A 20,001-nucleotide genomic window follows, 5' to 3' on the forward strand; every position below is an offset into this window, starting at 1 on the left:
CGACCGAAGCGGCAACCCTCACTTGACGTCGGATTTGACGAACTGGCGCAGTTCCGGCGTTTGCGGATCGGCGAAGAGAGCCGCTGACGGCCCCTGTTCCCAGATCTTTCCCTTGTGCATGAAGATGGTCTGAGTGGCGACGCGGCGGGCGAAACCCATTTCGTGCGTCACCAGGATCATGGTCATGCCGTCGCGGGCGAGCTGTTCCATCACCATCAGCACCTCTTCGGTGAGTTCCGGGTCGAGCGCCGAGGTCACCTCGTCGAAAAGCATCACCTTCGGCCGCATGGCGAGCGAGCGGGCGATGGCGACGCGTTGCTGCTGACCGCCGGAAAGCTGGTCCGGATAGGAATCGAACTTTTCCGACAGCCCGACGAGTTGCAGCACTTCGCGGGCAACGTCCCACGCCTTCGCCTTCGCCACGTCCTTGACGATCCGCGGCGCCAACATGATGTTCTCGCCGACCGTCAGATGCGGGAAGAGATTGTAGCTCTGGAAGACGATGCCGACATCGGTGCGCAGCTTGCGCAGCGCCTTGGCATCGCCCCCGAGCGCGTGACCGGCGATCTCGATCTTGCCCGAATTGATCTTCTCGAGCCCGTTCATGCAGCGCAGCAGCGTGCTCTTGCCCGAGCCCGAACGTCCGATCAGCGCAAAGACTTCGCCGCGCCCCACCGACAGCGACACGCCCTTGAGGACTTCGAGAGCGCCAAAGCTCTTGTGGACGTTTTCAACGACTACTTCCGGCATGAAGCCTCCTTTCCAGCAAGCGCGAGAGCTGGGACAATGGGTAACAGACGACGAAATAGAGGGCGGCCACCGCCAGGAAGACGCGGAACGGCTGGAACGTCGCATTGTTGATGAGCTGCCCGGCCCGGGCGAGTTCGACAAAGCCGATGATCGAGGTGATCGAGGTGTTCTTCACCACCTGGACGGCAAAGCCGACCGTCGGCGGCAGAGAGATGTGGATCGCCTGCGGCAGGACCACATAGCGATATTGCTGCAGCCGGGTCATGGCGAGGGATTCCGATGCCTCCCATTGCTGCTTCGGCACGGCCTGGATGCAGCCCCGCCAGATCTCCGCCAGATAGCCAGAGGCGTAGATCGTCATCGAGGCGCCTGCGGCAATGAGCGGCGGCAGTTCGAAGCCGGCGAGACTGAGGCCGTAGTAGGAGAGGAACAGAATCATCAGCACCGGGATGCCCTGGATCACCTGGATATAGGTGGCGGCGGCAAGCCGCAGCGGCTTCAGCCGCGACGTGCGGGCGAGCGCCATGGCGAAGCCGAGGAGACCGCCGCCGATCAGCGCGATCACCGTCAGCAGGAGCGTCCATTGCAGCGAAAACAGCAGAAAGCCGAACTGGTCGAGGCCGAAGGTCTTGAAGGTCATGCCTGCACCTCCGGGAGGGCCGTCATCGTTCGCCGGGCGATGCGGCGGCCGAAGAGCCACATGCCGCCAGCCGCAAGGGCGGCGCGCAGCGCCAGCGCCAGGACGAGATAGATCAGGGTCACGGCGATATAAATTTCGAAGGACCTATAGGTCTGCGATTCGACGAAAGCGGCCGAGGCGGCGAGTTCCTGGGTCGAGATCGCCGAGCAGATGCTGGAGGCCAGCATCATCAGCACGAATTGGCTGCAGAGCGCCGGATAGACCTTGGCGATCGCCGGCACGATGATGACGTGGCGGTAGATCTGGAAGCGGGTGAACCCGAGCGCCTCGCCGGCCTCGATCTGAGACTTGTGCACCGCCTCGATGCCGGCGCGGATGATCTCGGTCGAATAGGCGGCAAGATTGATCGTCATGCCGATCAGCGCGGCCGTGTCGGCCCCGACGCGCAGGCCGAGCCCCGGCAGGCCGAAATAGACGATGAACAACTGGACCAGGAAGGGCGTGTTGCGGATGATCTCGACATAAGCATCCACGAGAAAGCGGACCGCACCGCCCCAGATGGATCGGACAGAGGCAAGCAGGATGCCGGCGGCGCAGCCGAGGATGATCGACAGCACCGAAATCTTGATCGTCAGCCAGATGCCGCTGAGGAGCTGGTCGTGGTATTGGGCCAGCACGCCGAACTGAAACGTATAGGACATGAAGACTCCGTCGACGTTGAAAGATTCGCCGGATGTATCGCCGGCGAATCTTTGAGAGACGCAATCAGAAGGTCGGCAGCGCCGGCATCGGCCGGCCGGTCCACTTCGTGGCGATCTTGTCGAGATCGCCGGAGATCTTCATCAGGTAGATGGCGGTGTTGAGCCACTGGCGGATCTCATAGTCCTCCATCCGGGTCGCCATCGAATTGCCCTGCTGGAAGAAGGTGAAGCCGACCTGCAGGCCGGCATCCGGGCGCTGCTTGATGATCGCCTCGCCGACCGTCGAGGGCAGCGCGACCGCATCGACCTGTCCGGCGATCAGCGCCTGGGCGCTGGTGGAATCATCCTCGTAGACAACGATTTCCAGGTTTGGGACCGCCGCCTTGCGCAGCGCCGTTTCCTGCGACGAGCCGCGGTTGACGGCGACGCGCTTGCCTTCGAGATCGGCCAACTTGGCGAATTTCTGGTCGGCACCGGAGATGATGTCCATGTTGAAGGCGCTGTAGGGCTGGGTGAACATCACCGTCTTGGCGCGCTCGCCGGTCGGCGCCAGCGTGGCGACGAGGAAATCGACCTTGCCGGTCTGCAGCGCCGGGATTCGCGCCGGCGGCGTCAGCGGGACGAGTTCGACCGGAAGCGACAAATAGCCGGCGATCAGATTCGCCACGTCGACGTCGTAGCCGGTGGGATTGCCCTGCTCGTCGACCATGCCCATCGGCGGCGCGCCCGTCAGCACGCCGATGCGGACGGTGCCGCGCGAGATGATGTCATTGAGCGTGGCTGCTTGCGCCTCGGCGACCGAAGCGAGACCGGCCGCGGCTATGCCGACGGCTGCCACCATTGTACGCAGAAAATTTGAAATCGTCATGGTTTCTCCTCCACTTGGTAAATCGTCATTGCCGGACTCTGCCCGCTCCTCGCGGGCTCTCGAAGTCCGAACATCGCCCTCTTGCCGCCGGGCCTTCGCAGGCGCAGCGGCACCATCTCGCCGCGAGCGCCGATGCGACGCCCGCAGGCAAACAACTCATTCTTTCCGGCTGTTTTCCCTTGAAAGGCGCCGAAGGTTATCGTTAACTTAGGCTGATGTTATCGATAACAAAGCCGCTCGTCAATCGGCGAAGCGATATTTGGCGAAAAGGAGGATCGAGTGAACCTGCGCGGAAAGGTGATCACGCTTCACGACGTGGCGGTCAGGGCCGGCGTCAGCCGGATGACCGTCTCAAAGGTGCTGCGCGGCGCCGGAAACATTTCGGCGGAAACGCGCCGGCGGGTGAAGCAAGCCGCCGACGAGCTCGGCTATCTGCCAAACCATCTTGCCGGGACGCTGAGTTCCCGCAAGAGCCGAATGGTGGCGGTGATCATTCCGTCGATCAGCGACATCGTCTTTTCGGAGGTCCTGAGCGGCATCAATGCGGCGCTTCGGCCAGAGGGCTTTCAGACCTTCATCGGCGAATCGCTGTTCGACCCGCAGACCGAAACCGAGCTCATCCGCGCCATGCTGTCGTTCCGTCCGGCCGGCCTCCTCTTGAACGGCGGCATGGCGCGGAGCGCGGAGGCGGAAAAGCTGCTAGCCCGGCGAAACTGCCCGGCGATCCAGCTTTGGGATTGCGACGCCGGGGCGTTGGATTTCAGCGCCGGCCCGTCGCACGAGGAGGCCGGACTGCTTGTGGCAAAGCATTTCCTTGAGCGCGGCCTACGCCGCATTGCCTATGTGGGCGCCGAGCTCGACAAGGATCTCTGCGCCCGCCGCCGCTATCTTTCTCTCAAGTCGGCTCTTGCCGCGGCAGGCATCGATCTCCTGAACGTGACTTGCGACGACCGGCCACGCCAGGCCGTCACCGGACGCTTTCTGACGGAAGAGCTGATGCGGGCGCACCCCGACGTCGATGCCATCCACTTTCTCAACGACGCCATGGCGCTCGGCGGTCTTTCCTACCTGCACCAGGCCGGGATTTCGGTGCCCGACCGGATTTCTGTTGTCGGCTTCAACGGCACATCGCTGGCCAACGCCGTCCGAACACGGCTCACGACGATCGACATGGCGCGAACGGAGATCGGCGAGAAGGCGGCACAGGCGCTGCTGCAGATGATCGCGGCGAAGGAGGTGCCGGGGGCCTGGCAGGCGACGCTCAAGGTGGTGCAGGGCAATACCACCGTAGCCGCATAGCAAAAAAAGGGGCACCATTCGCGGTGCCCCAGTCCTGGGAGATTACATCTTGCCCCAGAGCTTCTTGTAATGGTTGCGATAGCCGTTGTCGGGATCGAAGGTGTTCTTCGGGCCGCCGTCGAACTCGACATTGTCGGCGGTCACCACATGCAGCGGCGACAGGTAGCCCGACCATTTTTCGCCGGCGAAGGCGCGGTTCAGTTCGTCGACCAGCTGCCAGCCCTGCAGGTTGAGCGGCTCGGCAACCGTGACCTTCTGAAATTGGCCGGCGCGGATGCGCTGATAGGCGGATTCCGAACCGTCGCCGGCGGCGACGTTGATCGGCGCGTCGGTGCCGCCCTTGCCGGCGGCGGCAAGCGACGGTCCCATGAAATCGAAATAGAGGTCGTTGATCGCCAGCGAATGGGTCCATTGGTCGCCGTATTTCTGCAGGAGCGAGGTGGTCAATTGCGGCATGCGCTGCGACGTCTCCGCGATCGGCGTGTCGACATATTCGAGCACCTTGCCGCCGAGCGCTTCGATTTCGGTCTTCATCTTGTCGGCCTTGGCAATGGCGATCGCATAGGTCGAGTCGGTGAAGATCACCACGCCGGGCTTGCCCTTGGCGTCGACGAAGGCCCAGTTGGCGGCAGCCTTCGACACTTCCATCGCGTCGGTGCTGACATTGGCGAAGAGCCCGGTCTTATCGTCCGGCCCGATCACCGGCCCGGCATGCCAGGCGACGAGCGGAATGCCGGCGGCCTTGGCCTGTTCGAGGGCCGGCGCCTGCTCGACGGCGTCGAAGCCGTTGATGATGATGCCGGCCGGCTTCAGCGCCATGGCCTGGCCGAAAGCCGCCGTGCGGCCGCCGATCGAGCCGGCGCCGTCGATCACCTTTACCTCCCAGCCGATCGCGGCCGCAGCCTCCTCGATGCCGGTGGTGACGCCGAGGATGCCGCCGTTTTTGAGGTCGCCGGCGAGCACGACGATGGTCTTGCCCTCCTGAGCCTTCGGCCCCGCCGTCGGCCCGTCCCAGACGGTCACCTGGTTGGCATATTTCGTGACGATTGCCTGAGCATCGGCCATCGGATCGGCAAAGGCGACATTGGCGCCCATCAGTGCGATTGCCACCACCGTGCCTGTCATGAAAGTCCTGCGTTTCATATACCCGTCCTCCCTTGGGTTCGTTATTCGATGCAGATTTTTGAGTTCACTTCGTTCCAGCCGGCTCCGGGACGGCCGCCGACGGCTTGCGCGTCACCGTTCCCCTCCTGCGCTGCGCGTAGCCGGCGATGCCGATCGCGACGAGCAAGGTGACGCCGTTGAAGAGCGGTTCGACGAAGAACGAGCCGCCGAATTGCTGGATGCCGGAGATGCCGACGGCGAGGATGATCACGCCGATCATCGTGCCCCAGACATTGACACGGCCGGGCTTGATGGTGGTCGAGCCGAGGAAGGCCCCGACCAGTGCCGGCAGCAGATATTCGAGGCCGACGCTCGCTTGGCCGATCCTAAGCTTCGAGGCGAGCAGCACGCCGGCAAGCGCGGCGAGCGTGCCGGAGGAGACGAAGGCGCCGATGACGAAGCGGCGCACCGGAATGCCGTTCAGCGCCGCCGCCTTGGGGTTCGCACCGATCGCGTAGACATAGCGGCCGATCGGCAGATATTCGAGCACCAGCCACAGCGCCAGCGCCAGGACGAGCACATAGAAGCCGGTGATCGGCAGGCCGAGCAGCATCGTCCCGTTCATGGAATAGAAGCCCTCCGGCAGGACGCCGACGACCTGTCGGCCGCCGGTGTGCCAGAGCGCCAGCGCATAGAGGATGGTTCCGGTGCCGAGCGTGGCGATGAAGGAGTCGATCCGCGCCACCTCGACGAGCAGGCCGTTGAGGAAACCGGTCAGCGCGCCGAGCAGCAGCACGATGACGACGGCGACCGGCCAGGGCACGCCGAACATCGTCTGCAGGCTGATTGCCAGGATGTGCCAGAGGACGATGCCGTAGCCGACCGTCAGGTCGATGCGGCCGGAGGCCATCGGGATCATCGCCGCCAGCGACAGGATCGCGATGATCGCCTTGTCGGAGATGATCGAGCGGACATTGAGCACCGTCGGAAAGGTCTGCGGCAGGAGCAGCGAGAACAGCACGATCAGCAGCAGCGTCAAGATGACGAGGCCATAGACCGGCAGGAAGCGGATCAGCTTCTGCGCCAGGCTGAGGCCGGCAAGCTCGCCTCTTGTCGGTTCAAGAGCGGTGGATTCAATCGACTGCATTTTCTTCTCCCTGAACTCAGGCGGCTTCGGAGGCCGAGGCGGCGGCGATCACCGCCGAGGTCGTCAGTTCTTCGCCCTTCAGCTCCCGGACGATGCGTCCGCGCGAGAAGACCAGGGCGCGATGGCAGATATGGGCGATTTCCTCGAAATCGGTCGAAACCACGACGACCGCGAGCCCAGCCTCGAGGGCGCGAGCGATCAGCCGGTAGATGTCGGCCTTGGCGCCGACATCTACGCCCGCCGTCGGATCTTCGGCGACGAGCAGCTTGCGGCCGGTCGCGAGCCAGCGCCCGACCACGACCTTCTGCTGATTGCCGCCAGACAGCGCCTCAATCGGCAAGCTTTGGTCGTTCGGCCTCAGCCCGACGCTGTCGCCGATCGCTTTCGCCAGGGCGGCCTCCTTGGCGGGGGCGAGAACCGAAAGCAGCCCCCGGCCCGAGGCCCCAGGATTGAGAAAGGTGTTCTCGCGCAGCGACAGCGACATGGCGACCGATTCCTCCGTGCGGTCGCGGGCAATCAGCCCGACGCCGGAGCGCATAGCCGCCACCGGGCTCGTCAGATCGGGGGTCTCGCCGCCGATCGTCACCGTTCCCGAAAAGGGCTGGCAGCCGAACAGCGCGCGGCCGACCAGTTCCTGGCCCGCGCCGCGCAGGCCGACGAGGCCGATGAGTTCGCCCTTCAACACATCGAAGGAGACCGGCCCGACACCCTGGCAGGCGAGCTGCCGGACGCTGACCACCGCTTCGCCCGGCCGGCTCTGTGCCTTGACGAAGAGCTGGTCGGCCTTGCGTCCGACGATCATCTCAATGAGCTCGTCCGGCGTCGTCTGGGCAACCGGCTTCTGGCCGACGAGGCGGCCGTCGCGCAGCACCGCGACCCGGTCGGCGATGCGGAAGATCTCGTCGAGCCGATGCGAGACGTAGATCATCGCGACGCCGCGCTCCTTCAGGGGCCGGATGGCATCGAAGAGCCGCTCCACTTCGTCGGCCGGAAGGCTCGCCGTCGGTTCGTCGAGCACCAGCACGTCCGCCTCCACAGCCAAGGCGCGGGCGATCGCCACCAGCGATTTTTCCGTGCGGGTCAGGGATTGGATGCGCGTTGAGGGTTCAAAATCGCAGCCGACGAGACGCAGCGCCTCGCGTGCCCGCTCCTCCGTTCGGTGCCAGTCGATCAGCCGCGTCCGCATCGAGAAGCCCTGCGCCAGACCGACATTCTCGGCGACCGTCATCCATTCGATGAGGCCGAGGTCCTGATGGATGAAGGCTACTGGCTGGCGCTTGTTCGGCTTCGGCGGCTGGTTGACATAGGGCTCGCCGCGGAACCGGATTTCGCCACCATCCGGCCGGTAGATGCCGGCGAGCGTCTTGATCAGCGTCGACTTGCCGGCGCCGTTCTCTCCGAGAAGCGCGAGGATTTCACCAGCTTCGAGATCGAGCGAGACCTGGGTGAGCGCCTTGGTGCCGCCGAACTCCTTGGTGATGGAGCGGAACTCCAGCAGCTTTTGACCATCCATGCGCTCCTCCCAAAGCCAATTGAGGCGGAGCTTATGTTATCGATAACATGATGGTCAAGAGGGATATTGAGGGAACGCGACATGCGGTGCGGGCCGGAGATCATGACACGCCGGCGCGTCTCACCCTTATGTTGTTCTGCACATAAGAAACGCCGGAAACGGCTTCGGCGCAGTCCTCCGCCTGCCATTTGTCTTTTCGGCTGGAAACGAACCCGCCGAGGGTCACCTCGCCGCTCGAAACCGAGACTTCGATGTCGGAAGCGTCGAGCCATGTATCTTCGGTCAGCCGGTCGTTGACGTCTTCCGCGATCCGCGCATCTGATCGCTTGTAGCCGCGCGGACCCTTTCCCCGGAAGCGCCCCTCTTCATAGTGGGTCCTGCGGCCGCCGGGCCAGCCCTCCTGACCGGAACGGTCCCGGAAGGACGGCACGTTCTCATAGGGGTCGAAGGAACCGAGTTCCTCGATGCGGTGCGCCAGATCTCGACCCGAGAGGCCATAGGGATCGCCTCCGCCGCGGTCCGAGCGTCGCAACGCGTCCGCGAACCATTCGCCGTTGTAGCGCCGGTCGCCGCGGCGACCCCGCCGCTCCTCGTCAGATCCCCTCTCGCGGAACGATCCGCCATGCCATGCATAGTCGCGCCGCGGCTCGGGGCGGGCCGGAATTCGTCTCTGGTCCTGCCAATTGTCTTTCATCCACCCTCCTCCATCCTTCCCTGGAAGGGATGCCCGCTGGTCGATCCGGCGAGCATCGATATGTGCCGATTGCTACGCCAGGATGATGACGATCTTCAGCGACGAGGGTTCGACGATGACGATCCGGCCGTCCGCCAGGACGAAGAACAGATAGCCCTCGTATCTCGGCACAATCTTGACGATGCGCGCCGGAACCGGCTTCAGCTTGACCTTGACGGTTTCCGGAACGGCGACGCCGACGGATACGTCGAAGTCGAGGTCGATGGGCTCGACCTTTTCTTCCTTGATGATCTGGGTGATCTCGGTCTTCTGCTCCACCGTCACGTCGACATCCGTGGACGAGCCGGAGGCCTGACCCTCCTGGGTTTTCTGCTGCTCACCTTCGCCGGACTGCTGCTGCTGCTCGGTCTCGCCCTCGGCCGGCTTCTGCTCGGTGCCGGACTGGGAGGCGCCGCCCTCGGTCTCTTGCTGCTGATCGGAGCTGTCCTGGCCTTGCTGCTGCTGTTGTTGCTGCTGCGTGTCGGTTTCCGTTTGCTGCTGCTGATCCGGTTGTTGCTGCTGGTCGGTGCCGCCCTGCTCGGGCTCTGCCTGCTGCTCGCCCGACTGGCCCTTCTGGCCCTCGCCGGTCGCTTCGCCGCCCTGTTGGGTCGCTCCACCCTCAGCATCGGGTTGCTGGCCCTGTTCGGCGCCGCCCTGCGGACATTCCGTGCCCTCCGGGCACGCGGTCGTTTGCCCCTGCGCCGGTTGCTCCGTCTGCGCGAGCGCCGGCCCGTAGGCGACGCCCAGGCTCAAGGCTAGAGCGCTCTTGATAAGGATACCTTTCATCGACTGTTCTCCAGATTCACAGTCCCTTCCGCTGGCCAACCGCGACGCGAAAGGTTTGTTCCCTGGAGGTTCTTGCCTAACCGGAGTTTGCCCTAATCCATAAGGAGTAGGGCATGACATTTCGTTCCCGAACCGTTGCTCCGCTGTTCGTACTTACTTCAGCCATTGATTGTGGAGGCGACGGGCGGCGTAAAACCGCGGCTTCGCCCGATGGAACAACTTGCCGCGGACCGGGTTGAAGGCTGCCGGACGGAAGGCGGGAGTGAAAATGAAGGAGCATCTGGAGGCCATTGCCTCGGCGTTGAACGGGCGGCATGCGGTGTTGTTCGTGGGCGCCGGCGTGTCGATGAGCGTCGGCTTGCCATCCTGGAGAACGCTGATCGACCATATGCTGGATGACCTCCATCTCGACTGCTCCGTGATGAACGATCAGGACGTCACCTATCAAACGATTGCCGAGTGTTACCGGCTGGACAATGGGAATATAGATGCACTCTGCACATGGATGCGTGAGAATTGGCACGTCTCTCCAGAAAGCATCAGGAAATCCGACTTGCATCGGCTGATTGTCAGCCTCGATTTCCCGATCATCTACACCACCAACTACGACAGCAATCTCGAGGTGGCCTACGAGGTCCACGGCAAGCCCCATGCTAAGGTCAGCCACGCGAGAGACATGGCCACCGCTCCTGCGGGGGTGACTCAGATCATCAAATATCACGGCGACTTCGACGATGTCGAAACGCTCGTCCTGACCGAGACCGACTATTTCGACCGGCTGTCCTTCGACTCGCCGCTCGATGTGCGCTTCCGCAGTGATGCCCTCGGGGCGACGGTGCTCTTCATCGGATACAGCGTGTCGGATCTCAATATCAGGCTGCTCCTGCACCGAATCTGGAGCACCTGGCGGGGATCCGGCTATGAGAGAGATCGGCCGCGATCGTACGTCTTCATGTATAAGCCCAATCCGGTGCAGAAGGCGGTCCTGAGCCATTGGGGCGTAACGGTGCTCGACGGAGAAGGGTCAAACCCGCAGGAGGCGCTGCTTGCTTTCATTCGCGCGCTTTGCTCGGAGGCGGGCTGTCGTGAAGACTAGGCGCTCGACCTTGTGGATGGAGCCAATGTTTGGGCATGATTGCGGGCGTGCCGACGCCGTTGGCAGACAAAGGCCAAAAACTCGGCGCGCGTTAGACTCGCGAGCGCACTGTCAGGTGGGACCCGGTAGCTCTGGCAAGGCGTCCGGCACCCGATCCCAAGGAGCATGGCTGTGCGGAAAGAATGACCAGGTCGGCTTGAACACCGAGGGATCGTCGAGCGTGCCCGCGTAGATGTTTACGAAGTCGGGAATTACCTCGGGCGTGCTGAAGAGAAGACTACCACAGGTGGGGCAAAAGTGGCGGACCGTCATCTTTCCGCTCCCTCCGGGAGCCGCGTAGCCTCTTGTCTCGCCGCTAATCGTTACCCTCTTGCGTGGCATGCTCATTGCCGGGACATGGCCCGAACCGGAAGCCCTTTGGCAATCCCGACAATAGCAGACCAATGAACAATCCGGATCACCCTCGCACTCGTAGCGCACCGCACCGCACAAACAGCCACCTGCTATCATCACCATCTCCTGAATCACGCCGGACTCCCTCGAGAGCCGAAATCCCAATCCTGGCTCTTACGTCAGGATCAATCGATCTACACCGAGCGGGTAAGCCCGCCATCCACCCGGATATTCTGGCCTGTGATATAGTTGGCGCCCTCGGAAGCAAGGAAGGCGACGGTGGCGGCGATCTCTTCGCTCGTGCCGTAGCGCTTCATCGGCACGCTGTCGCGGCGGGCATCGGTCGCCGGCAGGCTGTCGATCCACCCCGGCAGAATGTTGTTCATGCGGATATTGTCCTTGGCATAGCTGTCCGCATAGATCTTCGTATAGGCGGCGAGCCCGGCGCGGAAGACCGCGGAGGTCGGAAACATCTCCGAGGGCTCAAAGGCCCAAGCCGTCGAGATGTTAATGATCGAGCCGCAGCCCTGGCCCTGCATGATCGGCGTCACCAGCCGCACGGCGCGGATGACGTTCATCAGGTACGTGTCGAGGCCCCTGTGCCAATCCTCGTCGCTGATTTCGATAATCGGCGCGCGCGGCCCGTGACCGGCGCTGTTGACGAGCACATCGATCCGCCCCCAGGTCGAGAAGGCAAGATCAACGAGCGTCTTCAGGTCCTCGTTCGACTGGTTCGAGCCGGTTACCCCGACGCCGCCAAGTTCATTGGCGAGCGCCTCACCCTTGCCGGAGGAGGACAGAACTGCGACCTTATAGCCGTCCGCAGCCATTCGCCGCGCCGCCGCCGCCCCCATGCCGCTGCCGCCTGCCGTTACAAGCGCCACTTTTTCCTGTGCCATGTGCTGTCCTTTCGCCTGTCGATTCGGCCGAGTTTGACATGGCGCGCGGTGCGCGCAAAGCCGAGCATGTCCAGTCGATGCTGGGCCGGACGCCGCACAAAGCCGCCCCGGCCGCCATCCGGCGTCGAGAATCCAGCACGATTTCGATAATACGCCCCCGACATCTGCGCAATTCGGATATTCCAGCGCGATTGGGCTAGCGGCGAGGCGCATTATTTACGGAAGTCTAATGTTTTCAATGGACCATGGGCCCGGTTCGTTCTCGGTTGCAGGGCTGACGGGTCGGCGACGGAGCGCTTCGGCGCCTGCCGCAGAGCGGAGATCGGACCGGGAATGGGCAAGGCCGCGGTGCACCTCGCGTCGGCCTTCGATGCGGTGTGGTCCTGGGCATTGAGATGAATACGCATTCGGTAGAGAGCCGCTTCATACTGATCGTTTCCAGCGCTCTCCTGCTGTTGATCGCCCCGCTATTCGCGCTTTTTTTCTATCTCTCGAACGAGCGCGCCTATCGCGACGTCATTGACCACGGCCAGGTCCTGCTCAAGGCCAACTCGCTGGCGCTCGGCAAGCCGCTCTGGGATTTCGACGAGGAAAGCGTCCGGCAGATCGCCGGCACGATCCTCGCGGACCGTTCCGTGGTCTCGGTCCGGGTCCACGAGGTCGCCGGCGGGCTCGACGTCAGGCTGCCGGAGCGCTCCCGCGACAGGGATCCGCCCGGTGAGATCCTGTCCACCGCCGTCCATTACCGCTCGGTCGATGGCACCAAGACGGTCGGCAGCCTGGAAATCGCGCTGCGCCAGCGCGACCTGCGCTCCGATTTCGAGTTCGACGATGCCGTCTATGTCGGCATCTTTCTATTTGCGATCGTGATCATCACCGCGGCGGCCATCCTGGGCAACCGTCTGATGGTGACGCGGCCGCTGCTCCGCCTGACGCACGCCATCGAGGCGACGCGCCGGCTCGGGTCCCGCCATATGGTCGACTGGGTATCGGCGGACGAAATGGGCATGCTGGCCGGCAACTTCAACGAGATGCAGGCGCGCCTCGCCCAGGAGGAAAACGATCTCAGACGCGCCCATCAGAAGACGACACGCCTCTACAACCTCACGCCGGCGAAGCTCTATTCCATCGACGACGACGATCGCCTGACGGCGGTCAGCGACTATTGGCTGCTCGCCACCGGCTACGATCGCGAAAGTGTCATCGGCCACACCTTCGCCGATTTTCTCGACCCGGCGACGCGGCCCGCCTACGAAAACCGCAAACGCCAGGCGAGTGAAGACGTGCAAGGCGCCTCAGTCACCGTCAAGTTCAGATGCGCCGACGGACGGCTGATCGACGTGCTGATCAAGGAGGTGCAGGCCCTTGAGGCGGGCGACACGCTGTCGCTGGCCGTCATGACCGATGTCACGGAATTGAAAACCGCCGAACAGCGCAACCATGTGCAGGCGATCACCGATCATCTGACCGGCCTCCTCAACCGCCCCGGCTTCGAGACGGCGCTCGACGCGGCGATCCGCCAGGCAGCCGCGGACGGCGGAGAACTCGCCTGCCTGCTGATCGACCTCGACCGCTTCAAGCCGATCAACGACAATCTCGGCCATGCCGCCGGCGACGAGGTGCTGCGCCAGATCGCCTGCCGCATCCGCGCGCAACTGCGCGGCAAGGACAAGGTCGGGCGCCTCGGCGGCGACGAATTCGTCGTGCTGATCTCCGCACCGAAGGCTGAGAACGCCGCGCTGCAGATCTCCGAGCGCATCGCCGCCGCCTGCGCTGAGCCGGTCGTCGTCGACGGCAACGCGCTATCGCTGAGTGCCAGCATCGGCATCGCGCTCTATCCGGCTCAGGCGAAGAGCGCCGCCGAGCTGCTGCAGAAGTCGGACATGGCGATGTATGCCCGCAAGCACAATGGCAAGAACGGCGCGAAACTCTTCGATCCGCTGATCGCGAGCCTTGCGCAGGAAAGACTGAAGATCGAGACCTATATCGAGGACGGGCTCAGGCAGGACTGGTTCGACGTCCATCTGCAGCCGATCGTCGACCTCAAACTCGGGAAGGTCGCCGGCTTCGAAGCGCTGATGCGCCTCAACCATCCGGAACACGGCGTCCTGCCGCCGGCGGACATCATTCGGGTCGCCGAAGAAACCGGCGCGATTCTGCGGATCGGCGAGCGCATATTCGAAAAGGCCGTGGCCCATCTCGCCCGCCTTTCCTCCATTCCGGGCCTGGAAACCAGCTATCTGGCGGTCAATTTCTCGCCGCTGCAATTCTCCCCGAGACTGCCGGCCGCCGCAGGTTCCATACTGATGAAATGGGGGATTCCGCCCACCCGCATCGTCGTCGAGATCACCGAAGCGGTGCTGATGCATCACAGCCCCGACATTCGCGACGTCCTCGGCGCGCTGAGCGGCGCCGGGATGAGAATCGCTCTCGACGATTTCGGTACCGGCTATTCCTCGCTCAGCTATCTCGTCCATTTCCCGGTCAGCATCATCAAGATCGACCAGGCCTTCACCCGCTCGCTGACCGATGACAGTGACACCGTCCGCCGGCGGGTGCGAAAGCTCATTGCCGGCATTCAAATGGTCGCCAAGGAACTGAATTGCCAGGTCGTCGCCGAAGGCATCGAGACCGACGAGCAGCTGAACACGCTCCTTTCCATGGACGTGAACTGCGGGCAAGGATATTTCCTCGGGCGTCCCCAGCCCGTCGCCGACATTCTTTCCGGACACCAAACAGGGCACCGGCTGCTGCTCGCCGTGCCAGGGAACTGACGATGAAACAGATCTTTTTCCTGATGACCCTTCTCTTTCCGCTCGCCGCCCAGTCGGCGGACGTGAAATTCGTCACCGAATCCTACCCACCCTTTAATTTCCGCGAAGGCGAGGTCTACAAGGGCGCTTCGGTCGAGCAGGTCCGTCTTCTCATGGACGATGCAGGCCTGAAATACACGATGGAGATGATGCCCTGGGCCCGGGCGCTCTTCCTGGCCGAGAGCCAGGAGATGCATTGCGTCTTCACCACCGTCCACAACAAGGAGCGCCACGGCCGCTTCAAATGGGTCGAGCCTCTCCTGAAAAGCCGCACGGTGCTGATCCGCAAGTCCGGCTCGCCCGTCGATCCGAAGACGCTCGACGAGGCGAAAGCCTTCAAGGTCGGCACCCAACGCGACGACTTCACCCAGACGATCCTCGAGGAAAACGGCTTCCCGCGCATCGATCTCGCCACCGACCTGGAACTGACGCTCAAGAAGCTGCTCACCGGCCGCATCGACCTGATGCCGATCTCGGAGAAATATTTCGATAAGCTGAAGCGCGACGGAGCGCCGATCGAATCGACGGTCGTCCTTGCCGAGGACATCTACTCCATCGCCTGCAATCCCTCCGTACCGGACGAACTGATCGGCCGCATGCAGAAGGGCCTCGACAAGGTCATCGCCGACGGCACCCAGGCGCGCCTGTTCGAGAAATACGGGCTGGCGAGCGAAGAGCAGAAGTAGACCGCTATTGCACGTCCACTGACACAGGCGCGTGGGTTGCAGTAAGGCAGGGCTCTCCTCTCCCCTCATTCCTGTGCTCGTCACAGGAAGCCCAGCCCATGCCTTTGGGCTGAAAGACTCTTCCGCGTCGCGGACGCGGCACTGCTGGATCCCTGTGACAAGCAGGGATGACGGCAAAAACGTGGTCCGCCGGCGGCTAGCCTTGTATGATCCGCGAAGGCTACACACTCGGAAAGAGGCAGGGACAGATGTCCCGTGTCCTGATCATCATCGGCCTCGTCATCGTGGCCGTCGGCATCCTCTGGCCCTGGCTGACGCGCATCGGCTTCGGCAGGTTGCCGGGCGACATTCTGATCGTGCGCGAAAATTTCTCGATCTATATCCCGATCACGAGCGGCCTCATCGTCAGCATCCTGCTCACCGCTATCCTCTGGCTGGCTAACCGCTAGACGCTTGCCGGCAATCGGCTGTGAACGGAAGGGAACGAATTGGGTTTCGACAGGTTAGTTGCTGGAGTGATAACACCCTGAAACACAAGGGAGCTTTTTCATGAGCGACCCACTCTACACGAGTCCCGCAACGGCGCCTGCCGAGTCCTTGGTTGCCATAGCGCCCAGCAAGCTCGATTGGGCGGCAATATTCGCCGGCGTCGCCCTGGCACTGGCAGTCCAGCTTCTCCTCAACCTGCTCGGCGTCGGCCTCGGCGCGGCGGCCTTCGATCCCGGCAGCGGCGACAATCCCGGTCCCGGCACCTTCTCGATCGCGAGCGGCATCTGGTTCGCTCTTTCCGGCATCATTTCGGCCTTTGCCGGCGGCTATCTGGCCAGCCGGCTGTCGGGGCGGTCCGGCACGACGACCGGGGCCTATCACGGGCTGACGACCTGGGCGGTGACCACCCTGATCGTCGTCTATCTGCTGACGACCTCGGTCGGCGCGCTGCTTGGGGGCGCACTGAGCGGCCTCTCCTCGGTGGTCGGCGGCGCCGGGCGCACCGTTGCGACGGTTGCCACGACGGCGGCACCAGCGCTTTCAGGGGCGGACGATCCCTTCGCCGACATCGAGGGGCAGATCCGCGAGACGATCGGCGGCGATGATCCGGCTGCCATGCGCGATGCGGCCGTTGCGTCGATCCGCGCCCTCGTCACCGGCGACGAGACACAGGCGGAGGAAGCCCGCAACCGTGCTGCCGATGCCCTTGCGCGGGCCCAGAACATCCCGCCGGATCAGGCCCGCGCCCGCGTCCAGGAATACGAGCAGACCTACCGTTCGGCCGTCGAGGATGCGCGGAGGAAGGCCTCCGATGCGGCGGACACGGCCGCGACCGTCGTCTCCAGCGGCGCATTTCTCGGCTTCTTCTCGCTGCTGCTCGGCGCCGCCGCCGCCTGGCTCGGTGGCTGGTACGGCACGCGTCGCCTGGACGGGCTGACGGACGTCTCGTGATCGGGGTAAGCCGGTCCTCAGCTTGCCCCCCGGCATCGATCCGAGGGGCGGGCTGAAGCAAGGCCCGATACGCTAATCATTGCTGCGGCGGTCGCAGGCACCCCCCTCTGCCCTGCCGGACATCTCCCCCACAGGCGGGGAGATCAGCAAGTGGGAACCTCCCGCCATCGATAGCCAATGCATGCGCTTGCAGGTGCCTTGAGTTCGGCATAGGCGCGCTGGCTTGGGGCAGAGCGGCGTTTCCAGCCAATCTCCCTCCTTGTGGGGGAGATGCCCCGTCACACCTTCTCCCCAGATCTCCCGTTCCCACCAGATTCCGCTTTAACAGGCCATTCAGACGATCGCTCGATCCCAGCCTCCGTAATGTTCCTCGCTGCGCGTTCCGCGCGGCAGGCTGAGGGCGATCAGGCCAAGGCCGAGCAAGAAATCCGCGACGCTTGCAACCATGCCGCCGCCCGAAAGCACGAACGGCGAGGCGGCCACCCAGGCGCCGAGCGCGACATTGAGGAAACGTACCGGACGCGCCACCTCGGCCATCGCCGTGACGGCGACCAGGATGACGAGGCAGCCGACCACATGATCGCTGTAATAGAGCGGCGGAGAGCTGCCGAAGATCAGCGGCGTCGTCATCAGCATCGCGCCGAGACCCACGCCTGCTACCAGCGTCCACGGGAAGTTCACCCCGCCGGTAATGAACTCCTTGATGAGCTCGGAGGCCGGTCGGTCGAGATCGGGCGCCGGCGACTGGTTTTCTGACAGGGCGGGGCCGCCCATCCAGAAGGTGCGCCAGAACGGCTCGCCAGCCTTTGTCGCCCGCCAGAGATATTGAACGGCCGCCAGCACCTCGTCGATCGAATAGGGGATCAGCACCACGGTGACCGCCGCTTGGACGATGCAGAGCGTGCAGAGCGCGCCGATCAGCGGCGGCTGGATGATGATGAAAGAGACGCTGACCACGCCAAGCGGGATAATCAGCAGGCCGAAGAGCAGCACCATCCATGGCATCGTGCGCCAGCGGCGCCGGTCGCCGATCGCGCCGGCGAGGATGTCGAGCCCATAGGCAAAGGCGCCGAAGCCGGCGTCGGCGATCGGGAAGCCCTTCGAGACCCAGGACGTCACCACCGCTTCGCTGCCGTTGCGGACGGGAGCTCCGCCCGCGCCGAAAAACGGGTCCCAAAGGCCATCGATATGCCCCATCTGATAGGCGGCGAGGTAGCGTGAGACGAACAGCCCGACGAAGGCAAGCGCGACGATGGGAATGCGCTGCGTGAAGGCGGAAGGCGAATAGCTCCAGCCGAGCGGTCGGTCGTCATCCGCCGCCAGCGCCCGGCTGCTGATGCCGGGCGTCGGCGGGATCATCACGGCGAGGACCGGGATCAGCAGCCCGACCAGCGTGTCGATGCCATAGGCGGCAGCGCTGGTGGTCCAGAAGACGAGTGGCGCCAGCATGATCCAGACGCCGAGTGCGGCGGTGATCCATTGTGTCCAGGACCAGCGGCGATACATCCCGAGTAGCGCAAAGAAAACGACCAGCAGTCCTGACATTATCTCGCTGATGCCAAGCCGCGCATTGCGGATAGCTGCCGCCGCGATCTCGTGCCCGAGGGCGGGCGGTGGCGGAACGGTGACGGGATCGAAAAGGCCGAGCGTCATCGGCGAGGCGACGAGCCACAGACCCAGCGCGACATTCGCCATCGGCGCCCAGAGGGTGAAAAGCCGCTGCCGCTCGACGGCGGCCTCGACCTCAGCGTGACTGCGCTCCAGCGGCCTATCGAGCCTTCGTTTCGCCTGCTCGATCTCTGGCTCCGACGCGGCGACGGTGGAGGGCTCGAGCTTGTTTTTCTTGTACCAGTCAGTCGGGTCACGCTTGAGCCGCCGGATCATCTCCGGCAGCGTGCGGGAGAGGCGGTGTTTCGGCTCCCAGCCGATGAGGTTGCGGGCGCGGGATATGTCGATCTCGAAATGGTCGTCGGAGTTCTCGATCATCCACGGCCTGATGTCGCTCTCCTGATCGAGCACCTCCGTCTGCACCCATGACCCGGTCTTGGCGAGCCCCTTGGGGAGCACGAGGGTGCGCCAGTCCTCGCCGTGGAGAAGCCGGCCGATGCGCTTCTGCAATTCCCCATAGGAAAGCGTTTCCTCCTCGCCGATCAGCATCACGCTTTCGGCGGGCAATTCGCAGCGCCGGTCGACGGTGCGCACGACGGCCTCGACCAAGTCGTCCTTGTGGAGATAGGGCTGCCCCGCCCGAAGATCGCCGGTGAAAAGATAGGCGGTCGGCAGCCGCTCGAAGATGCGGGCGATCTGCTGGGCGATGAAGGTGGCCCTGCAATCCTCGTCATAAACGCCGGCAAGCCTGAGGATCACCGTCTTGATCTGCCCGCGCTCCCCAGCGATCACAGCTTCCGTCTCGGCCTTCGACTGTGGATAGGCCCAGGAAGGCTCGAGAGGCGCATCCTCGTTGATCCTTGCGCCCTTCGCCGGGCTCGGCGCGTGTACCAGCAGCGTGCTGGAAAAGACGAACTGCTCGGTCTCCAGTTCCTTCAGCGCCGCAAGCAGCCGGCGCGTCCCCTGGACGTTGACCGCGTCATATTTCGGGTCGGCCTTGCCGGTCGTATCGTAATAGGCGGCGAGGTGGATCACCGAGGCGACGCGGCCGCCGCTCCGCTTGCCGATTTCCTGTACGGCCTTCCTGATGCTGTCGTCGGAGGTGAGGTCTATCTCGATCGTCTCGAGACGGTCCGCCGCGCCTTTCGGGGCTGCCACGTCCAAGCCGATGACGCGGTAGCGATCCTTGAGGCCGTGAGCGATCGCCTGTCCGAGAAAGCCACTCGAGCCAGTGATGAGAACGGTCGGTCGATCTGTCTCGTTCGGCATTCTTGAAACCTTCGCGGGAGTTTCGTTGCAAACGTCCCTTCGATGGGGAAGGTTCCGATTGCGGCGGTCCGGGCCGCTCGACGTACCTCACATGCCTGAAGCCGATCGCCGATCGCCCGCGGCGGCGCGCAGTCCTCTGGGCGCTCGGCACAACTCACCTGCGAGGCGAAGGCGGCGTCTGCAGCCGCAGGCAGCCGGCGGCTGCCCTTCGGGAACAAGAGCCGCTTTCGGCAATTGTTGCAGGAGATTGACCTTG

The 20,001-nt window shown here is 63.8% G+C and carries 18 protein-coding genes; 6 read left to right on the forward strand and 12 right to left on the reverse strand.

Features of this window, described 5'->3' with window-relative positions; all coding sequences use genetic code 11:
* Positions 1-18 precede the first annotated feature (18 nt).
* The 4 genes from SS05631_RS26145 to SS05631_RS26160 form a co-directional block, all read right to left on the reverse strand.
* Positions 19-750: an amino acid ABC transporter ATP-binding protein gene (locus SS05631_RS26145; RefSeq protein WP_037421200.1), complete on the reverse strand. Its 732-nt coding sequence runs from the start codon at positions 748-750 to the stop codon at positions 19-21.
* The gene (locus SS05631_RS26150) at positions 731-1,390 is read right to left on the reverse strand and encodes an amino acid ABC transporter permease (protein ID WP_037421203.1); all 660 of its coding nucleotides are present in this window, start codon (positions 1,388-1,390) and stop codon (positions 731-733) included. The genes SS05631_RS26145 and SS05631_RS26150 overlap by 20 nt, the downstream gene beginning before the upstream one ends.
* On the reverse strand, positions 1,387-2,091 hold the full coding sequence (locus SS05631_RS26155; RefSeq protein ID WP_037421206.1) for an amino acid ABC transporter permease: 705 nt from the start codon (positions 2,089-2,091) through the stop codon (positions 1,387-1,389). Before SS05631_RS26155 ends, SS05631_RS26150 begins: the two co-directional genes overlap by 4 nt.
* Before the next feature lie 64 nt (positions 2,092-2,155).
* Entirely contained in the window at positions 2,156-2,959 is an 804-nt protein-coding gene (locus tag SS05631_RS26160; protein ID WP_037421208.1) for a transporter substrate-binding domain-containing protein, read from the reverse strand.
* 279 nt (positions 2,960-3,238) lie between these two features.
* On the opposite strand from SS05631_RS26160, the gene SS05631_RS26165 reads away from it, so the two are divergent.
* Entirely contained in the window at positions 3,239-4,258 is a 1,020-nt protein-coding gene (locus SS05631_RS26165) for a LacI family DNA-binding transcriptional regulator (RefSeq protein WP_037421211.1), read from the forward strand.
* Between the two features lie 42 nt (positions 4,259-4,300).
* Here SS05631_RS26165 and SS05631_RS26170 read toward each other — a convergent pair whose 3' ends face one another.
* From SS05631_RS26170 to SS05631_RS26190, 5 genes are all read right to left on the reverse strand, one after another.
* Complete coding sequence (locus SS05631_RS26170) at positions 4,301-5,401, reverse strand: substrate-binding domain-containing protein (RefSeq protein ID WP_037421214.1); 1,101 nt, start codon at positions 5,399-5,401, stop codon at positions 4,301-4,303.
* 46 nt (positions 5,402-5,447) lie between these two features.
* The gene (locus SS05631_RS26175; protein ID WP_037421217.1) at positions 5,448-6,509 is read right to left on the reverse strand and encodes an ABC transporter permease; all 1,062 of its coding nucleotides are present in this window, start codon (positions 6,507-6,509) and stop codon (positions 5,448-5,450) included.
* A 16-nt stretch (positions 6,510-6,525) separates the two neighbouring features.
* A complete protein-coding gene (locus SS05631_RS26180) occupies positions 6,526-8,022 on the reverse strand; it encodes a sugar ABC transporter ATP-binding protein (protein ID WP_037421220.1) in 1,497 nt (498 codons plus the stop codon).
* Between the two features lie 100 nt (positions 8,023-8,122).
* Positions 8,123-8,716 (reverse strand): BON domain-containing protein, encoded by a 594-nt coding sequence (locus SS05631_RS26185; RefSeq protein ID WP_037421223.1) that lies wholly within the window; start codon positions 8,714-8,716, stop codon positions 8,123-8,125.
* Between the two features lie 72 nt (positions 8,717-8,788).
* Positions 8,789-9,541: a DUF1236 domain-containing protein gene (locus SS05631_RS26190; RefSeq protein ID WP_037421226.1), complete on the reverse strand. Its 753-nt coding sequence runs from the start codon at positions 9,539-9,541 to the stop codon at positions 8,789-8,791.
* A 268-nt stretch (positions 9,542-9,809) separates the two neighbouring features.
* On the opposite strand from SS05631_RS26190, the gene SS05631_RS26195 reads away from it, so the two are divergent.
* Positions 9,810-10,637: an SIR2 family protein gene (locus tag SS05631_RS26195; RefSeq protein ID WP_037421228.1), complete on the forward strand. Its 828-nt coding sequence runs from the start codon at positions 9,810-9,812 to the stop codon at positions 10,635-10,637.
* 111 nt (positions 10,638-10,748) lie between these two features.
* Here the strand turns inward: SS05631_RS26195 and SS05631_RS32125 are convergent, their stop codons facing one another.
* A complete protein-coding gene (locus tag SS05631_RS32125) occupies positions 10,749-11,153 on the reverse strand; it encodes a GFA family protein (RefSeq protein ID WP_083854128.1) in 405 nt (134 codons plus the stop codon).
* A 71-nt stretch (positions 11,154-11,224) separates the two neighbouring features.
* Positions 11,225-11,929, reverse strand: a complete 705-nt coding sequence (locus SS05631_RS26205) for an SDR family oxidoreductase (RefSeq protein ID WP_037421230.1) — start codon at positions 11,927-11,929, stop codon at positions 11,225-11,227.
* A gap of 395 nt (positions 11,930-12,324) precedes the next feature.
* On the opposite strand from SS05631_RS26205, the gene SS05631_RS26210 reads away from it, so the two are divergent.
* From SS05631_RS26210 to SS05631_RS26225, 4 genes are all read left to right on the forward strand, one after another.
* Positions 12,325-14,703: a bifunctional diguanylate cyclase/phosphodiesterase gene (locus tag SS05631_RS26210; protein ID WP_037421309.1), complete on the forward strand. Its 2,379-nt coding sequence runs from the start codon at positions 12,325-12,327 to the stop codon at positions 14,701-14,703.
* 2 nt (positions 14,704-14,705) lie between these two features.
* Positions 14,706-15,428, forward strand: a complete 723-nt coding sequence (locus tag SS05631_RS26215) for a transporter substrate-binding domain-containing protein (protein WP_037421232.1) — start codon at positions 14,706-14,708, stop codon at positions 15,426-15,428.
* Between the two features lie 248 nt (positions 15,429-15,676).
* A complete protein-coding gene (locus SS05631_RS26220) occupies positions 15,677-15,877 on the forward strand; it encodes a DUF2905 domain-containing protein (protein ID WP_037421311.1) in 201 nt (66 codons plus the stop codon).
* Between the two features lie 100 nt (positions 15,878-15,977).
* Complete coding sequence (locus SS05631_RS26225) at positions 15,978-16,868, forward strand: hypothetical protein (protein ID WP_037421234.1); 891 nt, start codon at positions 15,978-15,980, stop codon at positions 16,866-16,868.
* A gap of 333 nt (positions 16,869-17,201) precedes the next feature.
* Here the strand turns inward: SS05631_RS26225 and SS05631_RS26230 are convergent, their stop codons facing one another.
* Positions 17,202-19,745 carry an NAD-dependent epimerase/dehydratase family protein gene (locus SS05631_RS26230; protein ID WP_037421237.1) on the reverse strand — a complete coding sequence of 848 codons (2,544 nt, stop codon included), beginning with the start codon at positions 19,743-19,745 and terminating at the stop codon, positions 17,202-17,204.
* Positions 19,746-20,001: the final 256 nt, after the last annotated feature.

Source organism: Sinorhizobium sp. CCBAU 05631, from assembly GCF_002288505.1.
Lineage (GTDB): Bacteria > Pseudomonadota > Alphaproteobacteria > Rhizobiales > Rhizobiaceae > Sinorhizobium > Sinorhizobium fredii_C.